Origin of the sequence: Actinoallomurus sp. NPDC050550 (assembly GCF_040655075.1) — a bacterium.
Lineage (GTDB): Bacteria > Actinomycetota > Actinomycetes > Streptosporangiales > Streptosporangiaceae > Actinoallomurus.
On the sequence record NZ_JBFAJC010000005.1, the window covers coordinates 186,592 to 201,377 of the forward strand.

Here is a 14,786-nt window from a genome sequence, read left to right on the forward strand (position 1 = left end):
ACCCCCCGCCGTCCACGTCACGCCGTAGGGGTCAGAGACGAAGCACCGGGGGATCAAGGGGGTCTCATGACGACGGTGTCGAACGAGATGACGGATGACCTCGTGGCGGCTCGATCCGCCTTCGAGCGACGCGCCTGGATGGACGCGTGGAGCGGGTTCAGGAAGGCCCGCGAGAGCGGCCCGATGCCGGCCGACGACCACGACGCCCTCGCTCAGGCGGCATGGCGGGTGGGCGAGATCGACGAGTCGCTGGCCGCCTTCACCGACGCGTACCGGCTGTACCAGTGGGAGGCACGACCGCGCCCGGCGGCGATGGCGGCGGTGCTCCTGGCCGTGCACCACCTCGAGTGGGGAGACGGCGCGATCGGCTCCGGCTGGATGAGCCGGGCGCACCGGCTGCTGCGCGACGAGGCGGACTGCGCCGAGCATGGCTATCCGATCTACCTCGACATCGCCTCCGCGCTGACGCGCGGGGACAATGACGAGGCCGCCGACCATGCCCGCAGGATGCAGGGCATCGGACGCCGGTACGGCGACGCGTTCCTGCTCGCCGCCGGCCTGCTCGGCGAGGGACGGGCGCTGGTCGGCCTCGGCCGCGCGGGCGACGGGCTCTCGCTGCTCGACGAGGCGATGCTCACGGCGTTCTCCGACGGGCTGCACCCGATATGGTCCGGCGCGGTCTTCTGCAACCTGATGGACGTCTGCCACGAGCTGGGCGACCTGACGCGCGCCGCCGAGTGGGCGCGGACCGCCACCCGGTGGTCCGACGTCGTCCCCGCGACCGTGCCCTACCGCGGTGCCTGGCGGGTCCACCGGGCGCGGATCCTCCGGATGCGTGGGGCGTGGGGACCGGCCGGACGCGTGGCCGAGCGCGCCGCCGGGGACCCGGCACACGTACGCGTCTGCGTGCTCGCCGAGGCGCTGTACGAGGCCGGTGAGGCCCGTCGGCTCCGTGGCGACGCGACCGCCGCCGAGGACTTCTTCCGCCGGGCCCATCAGCTCGGCCGCGATCCGCAGCCGGGGCTGGCGTCGCTCCGGCTTTCGCAGGGCCGGCCGGACGCCGCCTCGGCGTCCATCCGGGCCGCGCTCGTCGCCGAGAGCGGGAACGCCCTCGCACGGGCGCGGCTGCACCCCGCCCAGGTGGAGATCGCGCTCGCCGCCGGCGACCTGGACACGGCCCGGGCCTCCGCCGCCGAGCTCGAGGCCACGGCGGCGGCCTACGGCAGTTCGGGTCTGCGGGCCGAGGCGGCACAGGCCCTCGGCGCGGTCCTGCTGGCCGATGGGAAGGCCGACGACGCGCTGGCCGTGCTGCGGACCGCGCGCCGGATGTGGCAGGAGCTCGACGCGCCCTACGCCGTCGCGCGGACGCGGCTGCTGCTCGCCGAGGCGTACCGGTCGCTCGGCGACGAGGACGCCGCGCACCTGGAGTCCGAGGCCGCCCACGACCGGCTACGGGAGCTGGGCGCGCCGTCCGGCGACCGGGTCGGCGCGCCGGTCCGGGACGGACGCCTGGGCGGGCGGGCCCTGCTTCCCGACGGGTTGACCGAACGCGAGGCCGAAGTGCTGCGCAACGTCGCCGCCGGAGGCAGCAACCGGCAGGTCGCGACCGCTCTGCGCCTGAGCGAGAAGACGGTGGCGCGGCACCTGTCGAACATCTTCACCAAGCTCGGCCTGTCCTCGCGCACCGCCGCGGCGGCCTACGCCTTCGAGCACGGGATCGCCGCTCCACCGCATGGGTAGAACGACCCATTCCCCCGAGAATCGCGGCTACATGATTCGGCCGATGTGCCGGAATCGACGCGCCGCCTAATCTTCAGTCCAAGCGGTTTCAAAACGATTCCTCGCAGCACGCCGGGGGAAGCATGACGCACACCAATTTCACGATCTCCGACCCCGATTTCTACGACAGCCTGGAGAGAATGCCGGACGAGAAGATGCGGTTCGCCGCCGCGAGCCGTCCGGTGCCGGACGGCTGGAAGCTCGAGCAGCTGCGGGAGTGGGTGTACGTCCGGCCTGTGGAGGCGCACCTCCCCGACCAGGGCTGGAAGATCCACGTCGGCGTGCGCCTGGACGACGCCGTGGCGGCGATCGACATCGTCTGGAATTACTGCATGTCCCGCGGAATCGCCTTCAAATTCCTGCGCAGCCGCCCGATGGCGCTCATGTCGAACTTCAAGTACGCGCATCGCGGCTCCAGCGGGAAACTGATCACCATTTATCCGCAGGACGAGAACGAACTGCGTACGACTCTGGAAGAGCTCGACCGCGAACTCGCCGGATTCACCGGACCGTACATCCTCAACGACCTGCGCTGGCGCAACGGCCCGCTCCACGTGCGGTACGGCGGGTTCACCCTGCGGTACTGCGTCTCCGGCACCGGGGAACTGCTGCCGGCCATAGCGGACCCGAACGGGCGGCTGGTCCCCGACGAGCGCCAGCCGTCCTTCCGCGTGCCGTCCTGGGTGACCGTGCCGGACTTCATCGCGGCCCAACAGGCGGCGGGTTCGGAGTCGGACGCGGAGTTCCCGTACCGCGTCGAGGAGGCCCTGCACTTCTCCAATGCCGGCGGCGTCTATCGCGCGGTGGACCTGCGCACCGGGAAGCGGATCGTCCTCAAGGAGGCCAGGCCGCACGCGGGCCTCGACCGCAACGGCCACGACGCGATCGCCCGCATGGCCCGCGAAGAGCGCGCCCTCCGGCTGCTCGCCGGCCGGCCCTTCGTGCCCGCGCTGGTGGAGTCCGCGCGTTACTGGGAGCATCACTTCCTCGGCCTGGAGTACATCGAGGGCGAGACGCTCTTCCGCGCCAGCGGGCTCCGGGATCCGCTGATCCACCACAGCCCCGGCGAGCGGGAGATCGCCGAATACACCGAATGGGTGCTGCACGTCGTCGCCCAGGTGGAATCGGCGCTGCGCGCGATGCACGGCGAAGGCATCGTCTACGGCGATCTGCATTCGTCCAACGTCATCGTGCGCCCCGACGACCGCATCGCGCTGGTCGACTTCGAGTCGTCCTCGCACATCAGCGAGAACCACCGGCCCGGACTGGCCGCGACGGGTTACGCCGGACCCGACACGCTGACCGGTTTCGACGTCGATGAGTACGCGCTGGCGTGTCTTCGGCTGGCGGCCTTCCTGCCCCTCACCGCGATGATGCAGTGGGGTCCCCGCAAGGCGCTGGACCTGCTCGACATCATCGTCGACCGATTCCCGGTGCCCGCGGACTTCGGCTCGGTCGTCGCCCGTGGCCTGTTCCCGGAGGAACGGCCCGTGGCCTGGAGACGCCGCGCCGCCGACCCCGGCTGGGACTCCCTGTTCGACTCGTCGGTGGCCGGGATCGTGTCGAGCGCGACGCCCGAGCGAAGGGACCGGCTGTTCCCCGGCGACATCAACCAGTTCCGGTACGGCGGCGCGAACCTCGCGTACGGCGCCGCGGGCGTGCTGTACGCGCTCGCGGCCATCGGGCGGGCCGACCACCCGGAGTTCGCCGACCACGTGGACTGGCTGGTGAGCTCGTGCAGGGGCACGCCCCTTCCGTACGCGGGGTTCTACAACGGGCTCCACGGCATCGCTTTCGCCCTGGACCGCATCGGGCAACCGGACGAGGCGCTCACCGTCTTCGAGCGGGCCTTGGACATGCGCGACACCATCCGCTCGGTCGACCTGTTCGGCGGGCTGGCGGGAGTCGGCCTCAATGTCCTGTACTTCGCCGGCCGGACCGGTGACCGGGCGCTGCTGGACGAGCCGCTCGAGTACGCCGCGCGGCTCGCCCGTGCCGTCGCGGAGGACCACGCCGACCTCGCGCCACCCGAGCGACCCGGCCTGATGCACGGGTTCGCCGGAGTCGCGCTGTTCTTCGTGCGGCTCTTCGAGGCCACCGGGGATCCCGGCCACCTCGACGTCGCCGCGGCGGCGCTGCGACGCGACCTGGAAGGGTGCAAGGAGGCACTGGACGGCCTGTACGTCCGCGAGCCGTCGCGCATCCTGCCGTACCTCGACGACGGCAGCGGAGGGATCGGCGTCGTGCTCCACGAGTACCTGCGCCATCGCCCGGACCCGGATTTCGAACGGGCCCGGGACCTCATCCGGGACACCTGCCGCGCCGAGTTCGTGGTGCTGCCCGGCCTGTTCTCGGGCCGTACCGGGCTCATGACCTGCGCCCGCCATCTCGGCGACGGTCATGACGCCGGCGTCGACGTGCACCTACGGCGCATGTTCTGGCACTCGGTCGAGCACCGGGGTGCGGTGTTCTTCCCAGGCGACGGCATGCTCCGCCTCTCCACAGACCTGGCGACGGGATCCGCGGGGATCCTGCTCGCCGTGCACATGGCGGTCGAGGGGAGGCCCGGCGGTCCCCTTCCATTCCTGACCGCCGGACACCCGGCGACCGCCGTGATCCCGACGCTCGAGACCGGACGGAGGTGAAAGACATGAAGGCGATCCTCGACCTGCAGAAACTCAAGCAGGAGGCCTACTCGCGGGAGCTGTCCAGCAACAAGAGCTCGATCTGCTGCATCAAGACGTCCTGATCGACCATCGCGACGCCCGATCGGCGTCGGCCCTCCCGGGCGGGGCGGCCGGCCCTCTCCGAGCACGGAGGGTGCCGGCCGCCCTCCGCCCCACGACCCCGGCGACCGGCACGTCCCGGGACTCCCCCTCGGACGGAGGTGAACGACATGAAGGCGATCCTCGACCTGCAGAACCTCGAGCAGGAGGCTCCCGCGGCGGAGCTGTCCAGCCAGCAGAGCAACATCTGCTGCATCCAGACGCACTGATCCACCGGGCGGCGGTGCCGGCCTCACGGGGCGCCGGCACCGCCGCCCGCACCACAGCAGACCCGCCGCTCATCGATCGGGAGAATGGCGTGAGAACCTCCGAACCGCTGCGCGCCAACCGCGAGTTCCGCGACATCTGGATCGCGCAGGCACTGTCCAAACTGGGATCACAGGCGTCGTACCTCGCACTGCCGCTCCTCGTCCTCTCCCTGACCCACTCCCCCGCCCAGGCGGGCCTGGTCGGCCTGGTCAAAGGGGTGGCGGAGGTCGCCTTCCTGCTCCCCGGCGGCACCCTCTCCGACCGGCACGACCGCCGGCGGACCATGCTCACCTGCGACATCGTGCGCTCCCTCGGCATGGCGGCGCTGGCGTACTCGGTGGCCGTCCACCGCACGGTGCTACCGCTCATCCTCCTCGTCGCGGCGGTCGACGGTGCCTGCACGAGCGTCTTCGCCGGAGCGGTGAGCGGCGCCGTACGACGCCTCGTGCCCGAGGAGCGCTTCGCCTCCGCCATCGCGTTGATCCAGGCCCGCAACGCCGCCGTCTACACGGCGGGTCCCGCGCTCGGCGGGCTGCTGTTCGAGCTGTCCCCCGTGGTCCCGTTCGTCGCCGACGCGGGCTCGTACCTCTTCTCCATGGCCGCCGTGCTGGCCATCCGCACGCCCATGACCGCGCGGCGGGGCGGCGGCGAGACCGGCACCGGTTTCTGGCGGGACACCGCCGAGGGGCTCCGCTTCGTGATGCGCTCGGCGTACCTGCGCAACGTCGTGCTCAACGCGACGGTGAGCAACTTCACCTACGGCGGCATCGTCCTGGTCGCGGTGGCGGCGAGCTACGAGGGCGGCTCGTCCGGGTTGTCCGTGGGCAGCATCGTCATGCTCTCGGGACTCGGCTCCCTGGTCGGCTCCCTCTTCGCCCCGCGTGCCATCGGACGCCTCGGTACGCGGCAGATCGTCCTGGCGGTCTGCTGGGCCGACGCCGTCCTCGCGCTCCTGATGGCGACCACCTCGCGCCCCTTGGTCCTCGGGGCGCTCATCGCGCTGAGCGGCCTGCTCACCCCGGCCCTCAACGTCGTCTTCGGGAGCACGCTGCTGCGCATGACCCCCGACCACCTGCAGGGCCGGGTGCAGAACACCGTCAGCTTCACCGCGTTGTCCCTGGCACCCCTCGGCCCGATGTTCGCCGGAGCACTGCTCGGCGGGCTCGGCGCCGTCGTGGCGTTCGTGTCCTTCGGACTGTTCCTCTGCTTGATCGCCGGCGTCAACACCGCGAAACGGCACCTCTTCGACGCACCGGCGACCGATTCCAACGCCGAGCGGCCCACACCGGACACCGCCGCCGCCGAGCCACCTCCCGCTCCGGCCCGCTGAGGAAGTACGACCGAGATGGCCGGGTCAGGACCGTACGAGTTGCCCACGACTCCGTGAGCCGCTCCGGCCGGGCGACGCGCCCAGGCGGCCCGTGATCCCGCCGCGGGGTCGCCCCCGGCGCATGAGCAGCCGCCGCGCCCCAGGAACGGAATCCCGAGGGTCGCCCCCGGCGCACGAAGAGCGGCCCCCGCGCGAACGAGCCGCACGGACTGCTCAGCGGGCGGGGAGGCCGAGGTGGCGGGCGATGAGCATTCGCTGGACCTCGGAGGTGCCCTCGCCGACCTCGAGGATCTTGGCGTCCCGGTAGAACCGGCCGACCGGGTACTCGTTCATGAAGCCGTAGCCGCCGAAGATCTGGGTGGCGTCGCGGGCGTTGTCCATCGCGGCGTTGGAGGCGACGAGCTTGGCGATGGCGGCCTCCTTCTTGAACGGCTCCCCGGCCAGCAGGCGGGCCGCCGCCGCGTAGTAGGCGAGCCGTGCCGTGTGCGCCCGTGTCTCCATGTCGGCGATTTTGAACTGGATGGCCTGGTACTCGCCGATCGTCCGGCCGAACGCCTCGCGTTCGCGCACGTACTTCAGGCACTCGTCGACGCAGCCCTGGGCGAGGCCGACCGAGAGCGCGGCGATCGCGATGCGGCCCTCGTCGAGGATCCGCAGGAACTGCGCGTAGCCCCGGCCGCGCTCTCCCACGAGGTTCTCCTCGGGGACGCGGACGTCGGTGAAGGACAGTTCGCGGGTGTCGGAGGCGCTCCAGCCGACCTTGGAGTACTTCTTCCCGACGGTGAAGCCGGGGGTGCCGGACGGCACGATGATCGTGGAGATCTCGCCCTCGCCGGTCAGCGCGGCCACCGTGACCGCCACCGTGACGTCGGTGCCCGCGTTGGTGATGAACGCCTTGGACCCGTTGATCACCCAGTGCCCGTCCTCGAGCCGCGCGGTGGTGCGCATGCCGCCGGGCACGTCGGTGCCGCCGCCGGGCTCGGTCAGCCCGAAGGCGGCCAGCCGTTCGCCCGAGCACAGGCGTGGCAGCCACTCGCGCTTCTGTTCCTCCGTGCCGAACCGGAAGATCGGCATGGCGCCCAGGGAGACCCCCGCCTCGAGGGTGATCGCGACCGAGGAGTCGACGCGGGCGAGCTCCTCCAGCGCGACGCAGAGCGCGAAGTAGTCGCCGCCCATCCCGCCGTACTCCTCGGGGAAGGGCAGCCCGAACAACCCCATCTTCCCCATCCGGGCGACGATGTCGTAGGGGAACGCGGCCCGCTCGTAGTAGTCGCCGATGACCGGCGCCACCTCGTCGCGGGCGAACGTCTCGACGGTGCGGCGCAGCGCCTCGTACTCCTCGTCGAGGGTGAATCCGATCATTGGTCGCTCCCTTGTTCTTTGGACAGGGCCTGGACGACGCGGGACGGGCTGGGGCGTCCGAGGCGTTCGGCCATCCAGAGACTCGTCTCGGCGAGGCGGCGCACGTCGACGCCGGTCTCGATGCCCAGGCCGTCGAGCATCCACACGAGGTCCTCGGTGGCCAGGTTCCCTGTCGCGCTCTTGGCGTACGGGCAGCCGCCGAGGCCGCCCGCCGAGGCGTCGACGGTCGTGACGCCGCAGCGCAGCGCGGCCAGCGTGTTGGCGAGCGCCTGCCCGTAGGTGTCGTGGAAGTGCACGCCGATCCGGTCGACGTCGACGCCCGCCGCCGGCAGCGCGCCGATGAGGGCCGTGACGTGCCCGGGTGTGGCGACGCCGATGGTGTCGCCCAGGGACAGCTCGGTGCAGCCGAGGTCGAGCAGGCGGGTGGCGACCGAGACGACCTGCTCGATCGGCACGTCGCCCTCCCACGGGTCGCCGAAGCACATCGACACGTACGCGCGCACGTCGAGGCCGGCCGCGCGGGCCCGTTCGACGACCGGCGCGAACATCGCCACCGACTCGTCGATCGTCCGGTTGAGGTTGCGCCGGGCGAACGTCTCGGTCGCGCTGCCGAAGATCGCGATCTCGGTGACGCCCGCGTCGAGCGCCCGGTCCAGGCCGCGCTCGTTCGGGACGAGGACCGGATAGCGGACGCCCTCGGCGCGTTCCAGCCCGCCGAGCAGCTCGGCGGCGTCGGCCAGCTGCGGCACCCACTTCGGGTGCACGAAGCTCGTCGCCTCGATCACCCGCAGCCCGGCCCCGGCGAGGCGGGTGATGAACTCCCGCTTCACCTCGACCGGAACGATCGCCGATTCGTTCTGCAGGCCGTCCCGCGCCCCGACCTCGTAGACGGTGACCCGGGACGGCAGGCCCTCGAGCGGCACACGCATCAGTTGTCTCCCTTCGGGGTGACGACGGCGAGGACCTCGTCGAGGGCGACCTGCGCGCCGGGCTGCACCGTCAGCCCGCTGACGACGCCGTCGACCGGTGCGGTCACGGTGTGCTCCATCTTCATCGCCTCGACGATCACGAGCGGCTGGCCGGCCGCCACCTCGTCGCCGTCGGCCGCCTTGACGGCCGCGACGGTGCCGGGCATGGGGCTGCGCACGGCACCGGCGGAGGCGGTGGTCTCGGTGGCCTGCGCGGCGAGCGGTTCGGTCTCCTCGAGAGACCAGACCCGGCCGTCCCGGCCGAGTCGGCAGACGTCGCCGTCGCGGGCGCACACGAAGCGCGTGCGGTCCCCGGCGTAGTCGACGAGCAGGTCGGCGCCGTGGCGGCGGGCCGCGGCCCGTACGGGCTCGGCGCCGTCGACCGACACCTCCGCGTCGGCGGCCCGGCCGCGGACCCGTACCTCGCGTCCGGCGATCCGCCAGGTCGTCCAGGCGGGCCGGCCGACGCGCCAGCCGTCCGGGACGTCCCAGGGGCCGGGGTCGGGCACCTCCAGCGCGAGCATGCGCTCCAGGGCCGCGGCGGCGAGGACGTCTTCGGGGATCTCTTCGGCGGGCTCGGCAGGGCGGCGCTCGACCAGGCCGGTGTCGAGGCGCCCGGCGACCACGTCGGGGTCGGTCAGCAGGGACCGCAGGAACGCGACGTTCGTCCCGACGCCCAGCAGCGTGTACGAGGCGAGCGCGCGGTCAAGCCGGCGCAGCGCGGTCGCGCGGTCCGGCCCGGCGGCGATGACCTTGGCCAGCATCGGGTCGTACGAGCCGCCGACGACGGTCCCCTCGACCAGGCCCGAGTCGACCCGCACGCCGGGACCGGTCGGCTCGGCCAGCAGCAGCACCCGCCCGCCGGTGGGCAGGAAGCCCCGGGCGGGATCCTCGGCGTACACCCGCGCCTCGACCGCGTGCCCGGCGAACGCGACCGCGTCCTGCGCGAACGGCAGCGGCTCCCCCGCGGCGACCCGCAGCTGCAGCTCGACCAGGTCCAGGCCCGGCCGGGAGCCGATCGCGACGGCCATCTCGGTCACCGGGTGCTCGACCTGCAGCCGGGTGTTCATCTCCATGAAGAAGTACTCGTCGGGGCGGTCGGCGGAGACGATGTACTCGACCGTGCCCGCGCCGACGTAGCCCACGGCCTTCGCGGCGGCGACGGCGCTCGCGCCCATCGCGGCGCGGATCCGCTCGCCCTCGGGGCCGGTACCGAGCAGCGGCGACGGCGCCTCTTCGACGATCTTCTGGTGCCGGCGCTGCAGGCTGCACTCGCGCTCGCCGAGGTGGACGGCGTCGCCGTGCGCGTCGGCGAACACCTGGATCTCGATGTGGCGGGGACTGTCGATGTAGCGCTCGACGAGCAGCGTGTCGTCGCCGAACGCCCCGAGCGCCTCCCGCCGGGACGCCGCGATGGCGTCCCGCAGCCCACCCGGGTCCTCGACCCGGCGCATGCCCTTGCCGCCGCCGCCCGCCGACGGCTTGAGCAGTACGGCCGCGCCGGCGTTCAGGCCGACCTCCATCGCCGCGGCGGCCAGCTCGTCGTCGCTCAGCCCCGCCTCGTCGCGCCCCGGCACGACGGGAACACCCGCGGCGGCGACCGTCCGCTTGGCCCGGATTTTGTCGCCCATCGCGGCGATCGCGTCCGGCGGCGGGCCGACGAAGACGATCCCGTGCTCGGCGCACGCCCGGGCGAGGTCGGGATTCTCGGCCAGGAAGCCGTACCCGGGGTGCACCGCCTCGGCGCCGGCGCGCACGGCCGCCCCGACGACGTCGTCGACGTCGAGGTAGCTGCGCACCCACAGGGCGGTGTCGGCCTCCCGTACGTGCCGGGCGTCCGCGTCGGCGTCGGTGTAGGTCGCCACGGACCGGATTCCCAGCCGCCGCAGCGTACGGATGATCCGGCAGGCGATCTCGCCGCGGTTGGCGATCAGGACGGAGTCGAACATGGTCACATCCGGAAGATGCCGTAGCCGACGGGTTCGAGTGGGGCGTTGGCGCAGGCCGCCAGGGCGAGGCCGAGCACCCGGCGGGTGTCGAGGGGGTCGATCACGCCGTCGTCCCAGATCCGCGCCGTGGAGTAGTAGGGGCTGCCCTGACGCTCGTACTGTTCCCGGATCGGCTTCTTGAACTCCCCTTCCTCTTCGGCCGGCCATTCGTCGCCGAGCTGGTCGCGGCGTACGGTCGCCAGCACCGACGCGGCCTGCTCCCCGCCCATGACCGAGATCCGGGCGTTCGGCCACATCCACAGGAAGCGCGGCGAATAGGCGCGGCCGCACATCGCGTAGTTCCCCGCGCCGAACGACCCGCCGATGATGACGGTCAGCTTCGGCACCCGCGCGCACGCGACGGCGGTGACCATCTTGGCCCCGTGCTTGGCGATGCCTCCGGCCTCGTACTCCCAGCCGACCATGAACCCGGTGATGTTCTGCAGGAACACCAGCGGGATCGACCGCCGGTCGCACAGCTCGATGAAGTGCGCTCCCTTGAGCGCCGACTCGCTGAACAGGATGCCGTTGTTCGCGACGATCCCGACGGGCTGCCCGTGGATGTGGGCGAAGCCGGTGACGAGCGTCGGCCCGTACCGCTCCTTGAACTCGTGGAACCGGCTGCCGTCGACGATCCGCGCGATCACCTCGCGCACGTCGTACGGCGTCCGGGGGTCGGGCGGGACGATGCCGCGCAGGTCCGCGGGGTCGGCGGCGGGCTCCTCGGGCTTCAGGAGGGCCCACGGCGCGGGGCCGGGCGGCTCGAGCGTGGCGACGATGGACCGGACGATGCGCAGCGCGTGCGCGTCGTCGTCGGCGAGGTGGTCGACGACGCCCGAGACGCGCGAGTGCACGTCCCCGCCGCCCAGCTCCTCGGCGCTGACGACCTCTCCGGTGGCGGCCTTCACCAGTGGCGGGCCGCCGAGAAAGATCGTGCCCTGCTCCCGGACGATGACGGTCTCGTCGCTCATCGCCGGGACGTACGCGCCGCCGGCCGTGCACGAGCCGAGCACGGCGGCGATCTGCGGGATGCCCCGCTCGGACATCGTCGCCTGGTTGTAGAAGATCCGGCCGAAGTGCTCCCGGTCGGGGAAGACCTCGTCCTGCCTGGGCAGGAACGCTCCCCCGGAGTCGACGAGGTAGACGCACGGCAGCCGGTTGTGCAGCGCGACCTCCTGGGCGCGCAGGTGCTTCTTCACCGTGACCGGGTAGTACGTGCCGCCCTTGACCGTCGCGTCGTTGGCCACGATCACGCACTCGCGCCCGGACACCCGGCCGACGCCGGTGATGATGCCCGCCGCCGGAGCCTCGTCGTCGTACATCCCGGTCGCCGCCAGCGGCGACAGTTCCAGGAACGGCGAGCCGGGGTCGAGCAGGGCGTCCACCCGGTCCCGCGGCAGCAGCTTGCCCCGCGCGACGTGCCTCTGCCGGGAGCGCTCGGGACCGCCCTGAGCCGCCCGCTCCAGGCGCTCGCGCAGCTCGGTTGCGAGCGCGAGGTTCTCCTCGGCGTTGCCCTGGAATGCCGCACCACGCACGTCCACGCGGCTCCCCAGCCGCGGAGCTTCCACCACAGGCCCTCCTGTTAACGATCGTTAACAAGTCCGATGTTAATCAACGTTAACAGCACCGTCTAGACTCTTGGGCATGGCCGAGGCGACCGCTCCACCGACCCGCCGGCTGGAGATCCTCTCCGCGGCGGCGGAGCTGTTCGCCCGGCGCGGCTACCACGGCGTGTCCATCGGCGACCTGGGGCGGGCCGTCGGCCTCACCGGACCGGCGCTGTACCGGCACTTCCGCGGCAAGGAGGCCCTGCTCGCCGAGATGCTGCTCGACATCAGCGAACGCCTCCTCGCCGAGGGCGGGCGGCGCGTCGAGGCCGCCGAGAGCCCGGCCGCCGCCCTGGACGCGCTGCTGCGCTGGCACATCGACTTCGCGCTCGACAACCCCGCCCTCATCACGGTGCACGTACGGGAGCTGGGCAACGTCCCTCAGCCGCAGCGCCGCGAGATCCGCCGCCTGCAGCGCGCCTACGCGGAGGAATGGGTGAAGGTGCTCCGCCTCATCCACCCGGAGTCGACCGACGACCGCGCCCGCTCCGCCACCCACGCGGTCTTCGGCCTGCTCAACTCCACCCCGCACAGCACCGGTGACCTCAGCCGCGACGCGATGGCGGGGCTCCTGCACGCCATGGCCTCCGACGCTCTCACCGGCGCGTTCCGGTCGTAGACCGTGACGGCGGTCGCGGGACGAGCCTCGCGATCACCGACGGGAGCGGGTCGCCGCCGAGCGCCTCGCGCAGTTCCCCGACGCCCTCGGTGCGCCGTCGCGGATCGAGGGAGACATAGTGCTCGATCCGTTCGTTGAACGTGCCCCGGAAGCGCCGATAGAGCCCGTCGTCGTCATGGATCCGGCCGGCGATCCCGGCGATGGCCGCAGTCCCGGCGAGGTCGTCCTCGGGCACCGGGTGATGCGGCAGGACGTCGGCGAACCGGGCGGCCGCCCTGCCGAAGAGCGTGTCGGCGAGCCGCCGGATCGTGAAGACGTGCGCGTAGTGCTGTTCGGGCAACGCCAGCGGCAGCCGCCCGAGGGCCATCGCCTCGTGCAGCGCCGTCAGCCCCGGAGCGAGCAGGTGGTCCGGAACGGCCGCCACGCACCGCAGCAGGTCACGCTGCGCCAGGAGACGGAAGTCGGCGCGACGACCCGCGACCGAGACCGTCCGCTCGTGGCCCGGGCCGAAGGGCCCGCCGCACACCAGGACGCGCGCGAATCGCGGCCAGTCGCGCAGCAGGTCCGGAATCCACCGGTGGAGCAGCCGCAGATAGTCGTTGTTGACGTCGAAGTCCAGCAGGAAGTTCTGGAATCCGCCGACGTTGATCAGCAGGTCGCACCCGGGATCAGCGTCGACCGGCAGGTGCCGCAGCCCCTCCAGGTCGATGATCGAGCCGGTCAGGTGGATCTCGGGGCCGATACCGAGAGCGGCGAACTCGGCCACCCGCTTCGGCACGCCGGGGAAGTTCTGCACGACGCTGTGCGTGGCGAGCAGGTGCGCCGCGACGACACGCTCGTGCGGGGACAGGCAGGCCAGGTGCCGGTCGGCCGCCGCGAAGGACGAACGCGGCAGGCTCCCGCACAGATCGCGGACGGCCGCCGCGGGGCGGCGGAGCAGCCAGAAGGCGAACAGGCTGTCCACCATGACGACCGGACGGCCCGCCACGGCGGCCCGCAGGACCAGGTCGGCGTCCATCACCGAGATCACCAGGCCGCCGGCCTCGACCAGGTCGTCGATCGACGCGTTCCTCGGTGCCTCGTGGATCTCGTCGAAGGCGTCGGCGTTGCGGCGAGCGAACAGCGCCGACACCCCATCACCGACGAACACCCGCTCATGGCCGGCCAGCAGCCTCGAGACCGCGACCAGCTCGGCCGCCGGGCCGAAACCGCAGTTCTGCGCCCCCATCACGATCCGCATGTCATCGCCCCCCGGTCTCGCGATGCGGGCGGGGCCGTGAACACCTCGACGAGCCGCCCGGCGAAGGCGACGGGATTCTTCGCGTAGCCGGCATGGCCGCCGGGGAAGAGCACCGGGCGGCGACCGAGCCGTTCGGCGAGGGCGACCGCCGGGCGGTGGACGGTGTAGGTGCGCGAGTCCTCGCCGCCCGCCATCACGATCCGCTCCGCCACGGCCCGGAGCCCGGCGAGGTCGGGAACGTGACGGGTGAAGGGCCGGACGACGTGGGCGAGGAAGAACGGGTTGTTGTCGTACGCCTCGGGCAATGCCGGCGCGGGACGGCCGCCGAAGACGGCACTGAGCCTGTCCAGCGCCGAGGCGACACCCTCGTGGTGGAACACCGCGTGGACGTCGTCGAAGAACGCCGGGTGAGCCTCTTCCTCCGGCAGCAGCGCCATCACGGGTGGCTCGTGGGCGACCACCGTACGGACCCGTTCCGGGTGGCGGATCGCGAGTTCGAGCGCGACGAGCCCGCCCGCGCAGCCCCCGAACACACGCACCGGCTCCCCGTCGGCGGACAGGTGGTCGAGCAGGCGGTGGGCGTCGTCGGCGTGGACGTCGACCCGCTGGTCGGCCGGCGGCCCGTGGAGGCGGCTGCGGGAGTTGCCGCGCGGATCGTAGGAGACCACGCGGTGGCGGGCGGCGAGGACCGTCGCCAGCGGTTCGAACACAGCCGCGTCCGAAGCTCCTCCGGCGATGAGTAACAGCAGGGGCCCCGCGCCGCGTACCTCATAGTGCAGTGTCGCGCCGGGCACCGCCAGCGTGCCTGTCTCCAGGGCGTCCATCGCGCTCCAGCCGGGAATCGGGATGACCGTCATC

Annotated in this window: 10 protein-coding genes; 4 read left to right on the plus strand and 6 right to left on the minus strand. The window is 72.3% G+C overall.

All coding sequences use genetic code 11. The features are described from left to right. Nucleotides 1-66 precede the first annotated feature (66 nt). The 3 genes from AB0I04_RS09205 to AB0I04_RS09215 all read left to right on the plus strand — a co-directional run bounded on the left by AB0I04_RS09205 (nucleotide 67) and on the right by AB0I04_RS09215 (nucleotide 6,144). Nucleotides 67-1,740: a LuxR C-terminal-related transcriptional regulator gene (locus AB0I04_RS09205; protein ID WP_360881365.1), complete on the plus strand. Its 1,674-nt coding sequence runs from the start codon at nucleotides 67-69 to the stop codon at nucleotides 1,738-1,740. A 122-nt stretch (nucleotides 1,741-1,862) separates the two neighbouring features. After that, nucleotides 1,863-4,424 carry a class III lanthionine synthetase LanKC gene (gene lanKC, locus AB0I04_RS09210; protein ID WP_360881367.1) on the plus strand — a complete coding sequence of 854 codons (2,562 nt, stop codon included), beginning with the start codon at nucleotides 1,863-1,865 and terminating at the stop codon, nucleotides 4,422-4,424. 439 nt (nucleotides 4,425-4,863) lie between these two features. After that, nucleotides 4,864-6,144 (plus strand): MFS transporter, encoded by a 1,281-nt coding sequence (locus AB0I04_RS09215; RefSeq protein WP_360881369.1) that lies wholly within the window; start codon nucleotides 4,864-4,866, stop codon nucleotides 6,142-6,144. Between the two features lie 213 nt (nucleotides 6,145-6,357). On the opposite strand, the gene AB0I04_RS09220 is transcribed toward AB0I04_RS09215, so the two are convergent. The 4 genes from AB0I04_RS09220 to AB0I04_RS09235 are packed head-to-tail and all read right to left on the minus strand — an operon-like array spanning nucleotide 6,358 to nucleotide 12,003. Beyond that, nucleotides 6,358-7,506 carry an acyl-CoA dehydrogenase family protein gene (locus AB0I04_RS09220; RefSeq protein WP_360881371.1) on the minus strand — a complete coding sequence of 383 codons (1,149 nt, stop codon included), beginning with the start codon at nucleotides 7,504-7,506 and terminating at the stop codon, nucleotides 6,358-6,360. Further along, on the minus strand, nucleotides 7,503-8,435 hold the full coding sequence (locus tag AB0I04_RS09225; RefSeq protein WP_360881373.1) for a hydroxymethylglutaryl-CoA lyase: 933 nt from the start codon (nucleotides 8,433-8,435) through the stop codon (nucleotides 7,503-7,505). Before AB0I04_RS09225 ends, AB0I04_RS09220 begins: the two co-directional genes overlap by 4 nt. After that, on the minus strand, nucleotides 8,435-10,423 hold the full coding sequence (locus AB0I04_RS09230; RefSeq protein WP_360881758.1) for a biotin carboxylase N-terminal domain-containing protein: 1,989 nt from the start codon (nucleotides 10,421-10,423) through the stop codon (nucleotides 8,435-8,437). Before AB0I04_RS09230 ends, AB0I04_RS09225 begins: the two co-directional genes overlap by 1 nt. Before the next feature lie 2 nt (nucleotides 10,424-10,425). Beyond that, nucleotides 10,426-12,003, minus strand: a complete 1,578-nt coding sequence (locus AB0I04_RS09235) for a carboxyl transferase domain-containing protein (protein WP_360881760.1) — start codon at nucleotides 12,001-12,003, stop codon at nucleotides 10,426-10,428. Nucleotides 12,004-12,106: 103 nt separating this feature from the next. Here AB0I04_RS09235 and AB0I04_RS09240 point away from each other — a divergent pair, with 103 nt between their 5' ends. Continuing rightward, nucleotides 12,107-12,688, plus strand: a complete 582-nt coding sequence (locus tag AB0I04_RS09240) for a TetR/AcrR family transcriptional regulator (protein ID WP_360881375.1) — start codon at nucleotides 12,107-12,109, stop codon at nucleotides 12,686-12,688. On the opposite strand, the gene AB0I04_RS09245 is transcribed toward AB0I04_RS09240, so the two are convergent. Together AB0I04_RS09245 and AB0I04_RS09250 are read right to left on the minus strand one after the other, a co-directional pair. Beyond that, nucleotides 12,666-13,928: a hypothetical protein gene (locus AB0I04_RS09245; RefSeq protein ID WP_360881377.1), complete on the minus strand. Its 1,263-nt coding sequence runs from the start codon at nucleotides 13,926-13,928 to the stop codon at nucleotides 12,666-12,668. The genes AB0I04_RS09240 and AB0I04_RS09245 overlap by 23 nt on opposite strands. Then, nucleotides 13,916-14,785 (minus strand): alpha/beta fold hydrolase, encoded by an 870-nt coding sequence (locus tag AB0I04_RS09250; RefSeq protein ID WP_360881379.1) that lies wholly within the window; start codon nucleotides 14,783-14,785, stop codon nucleotides 13,916-13,918. The genes AB0I04_RS09245 and AB0I04_RS09250 overlap by 13 nt, the downstream gene beginning before the upstream one ends. Nucleotide 14,786: the final 1 nt, after the last annotated feature.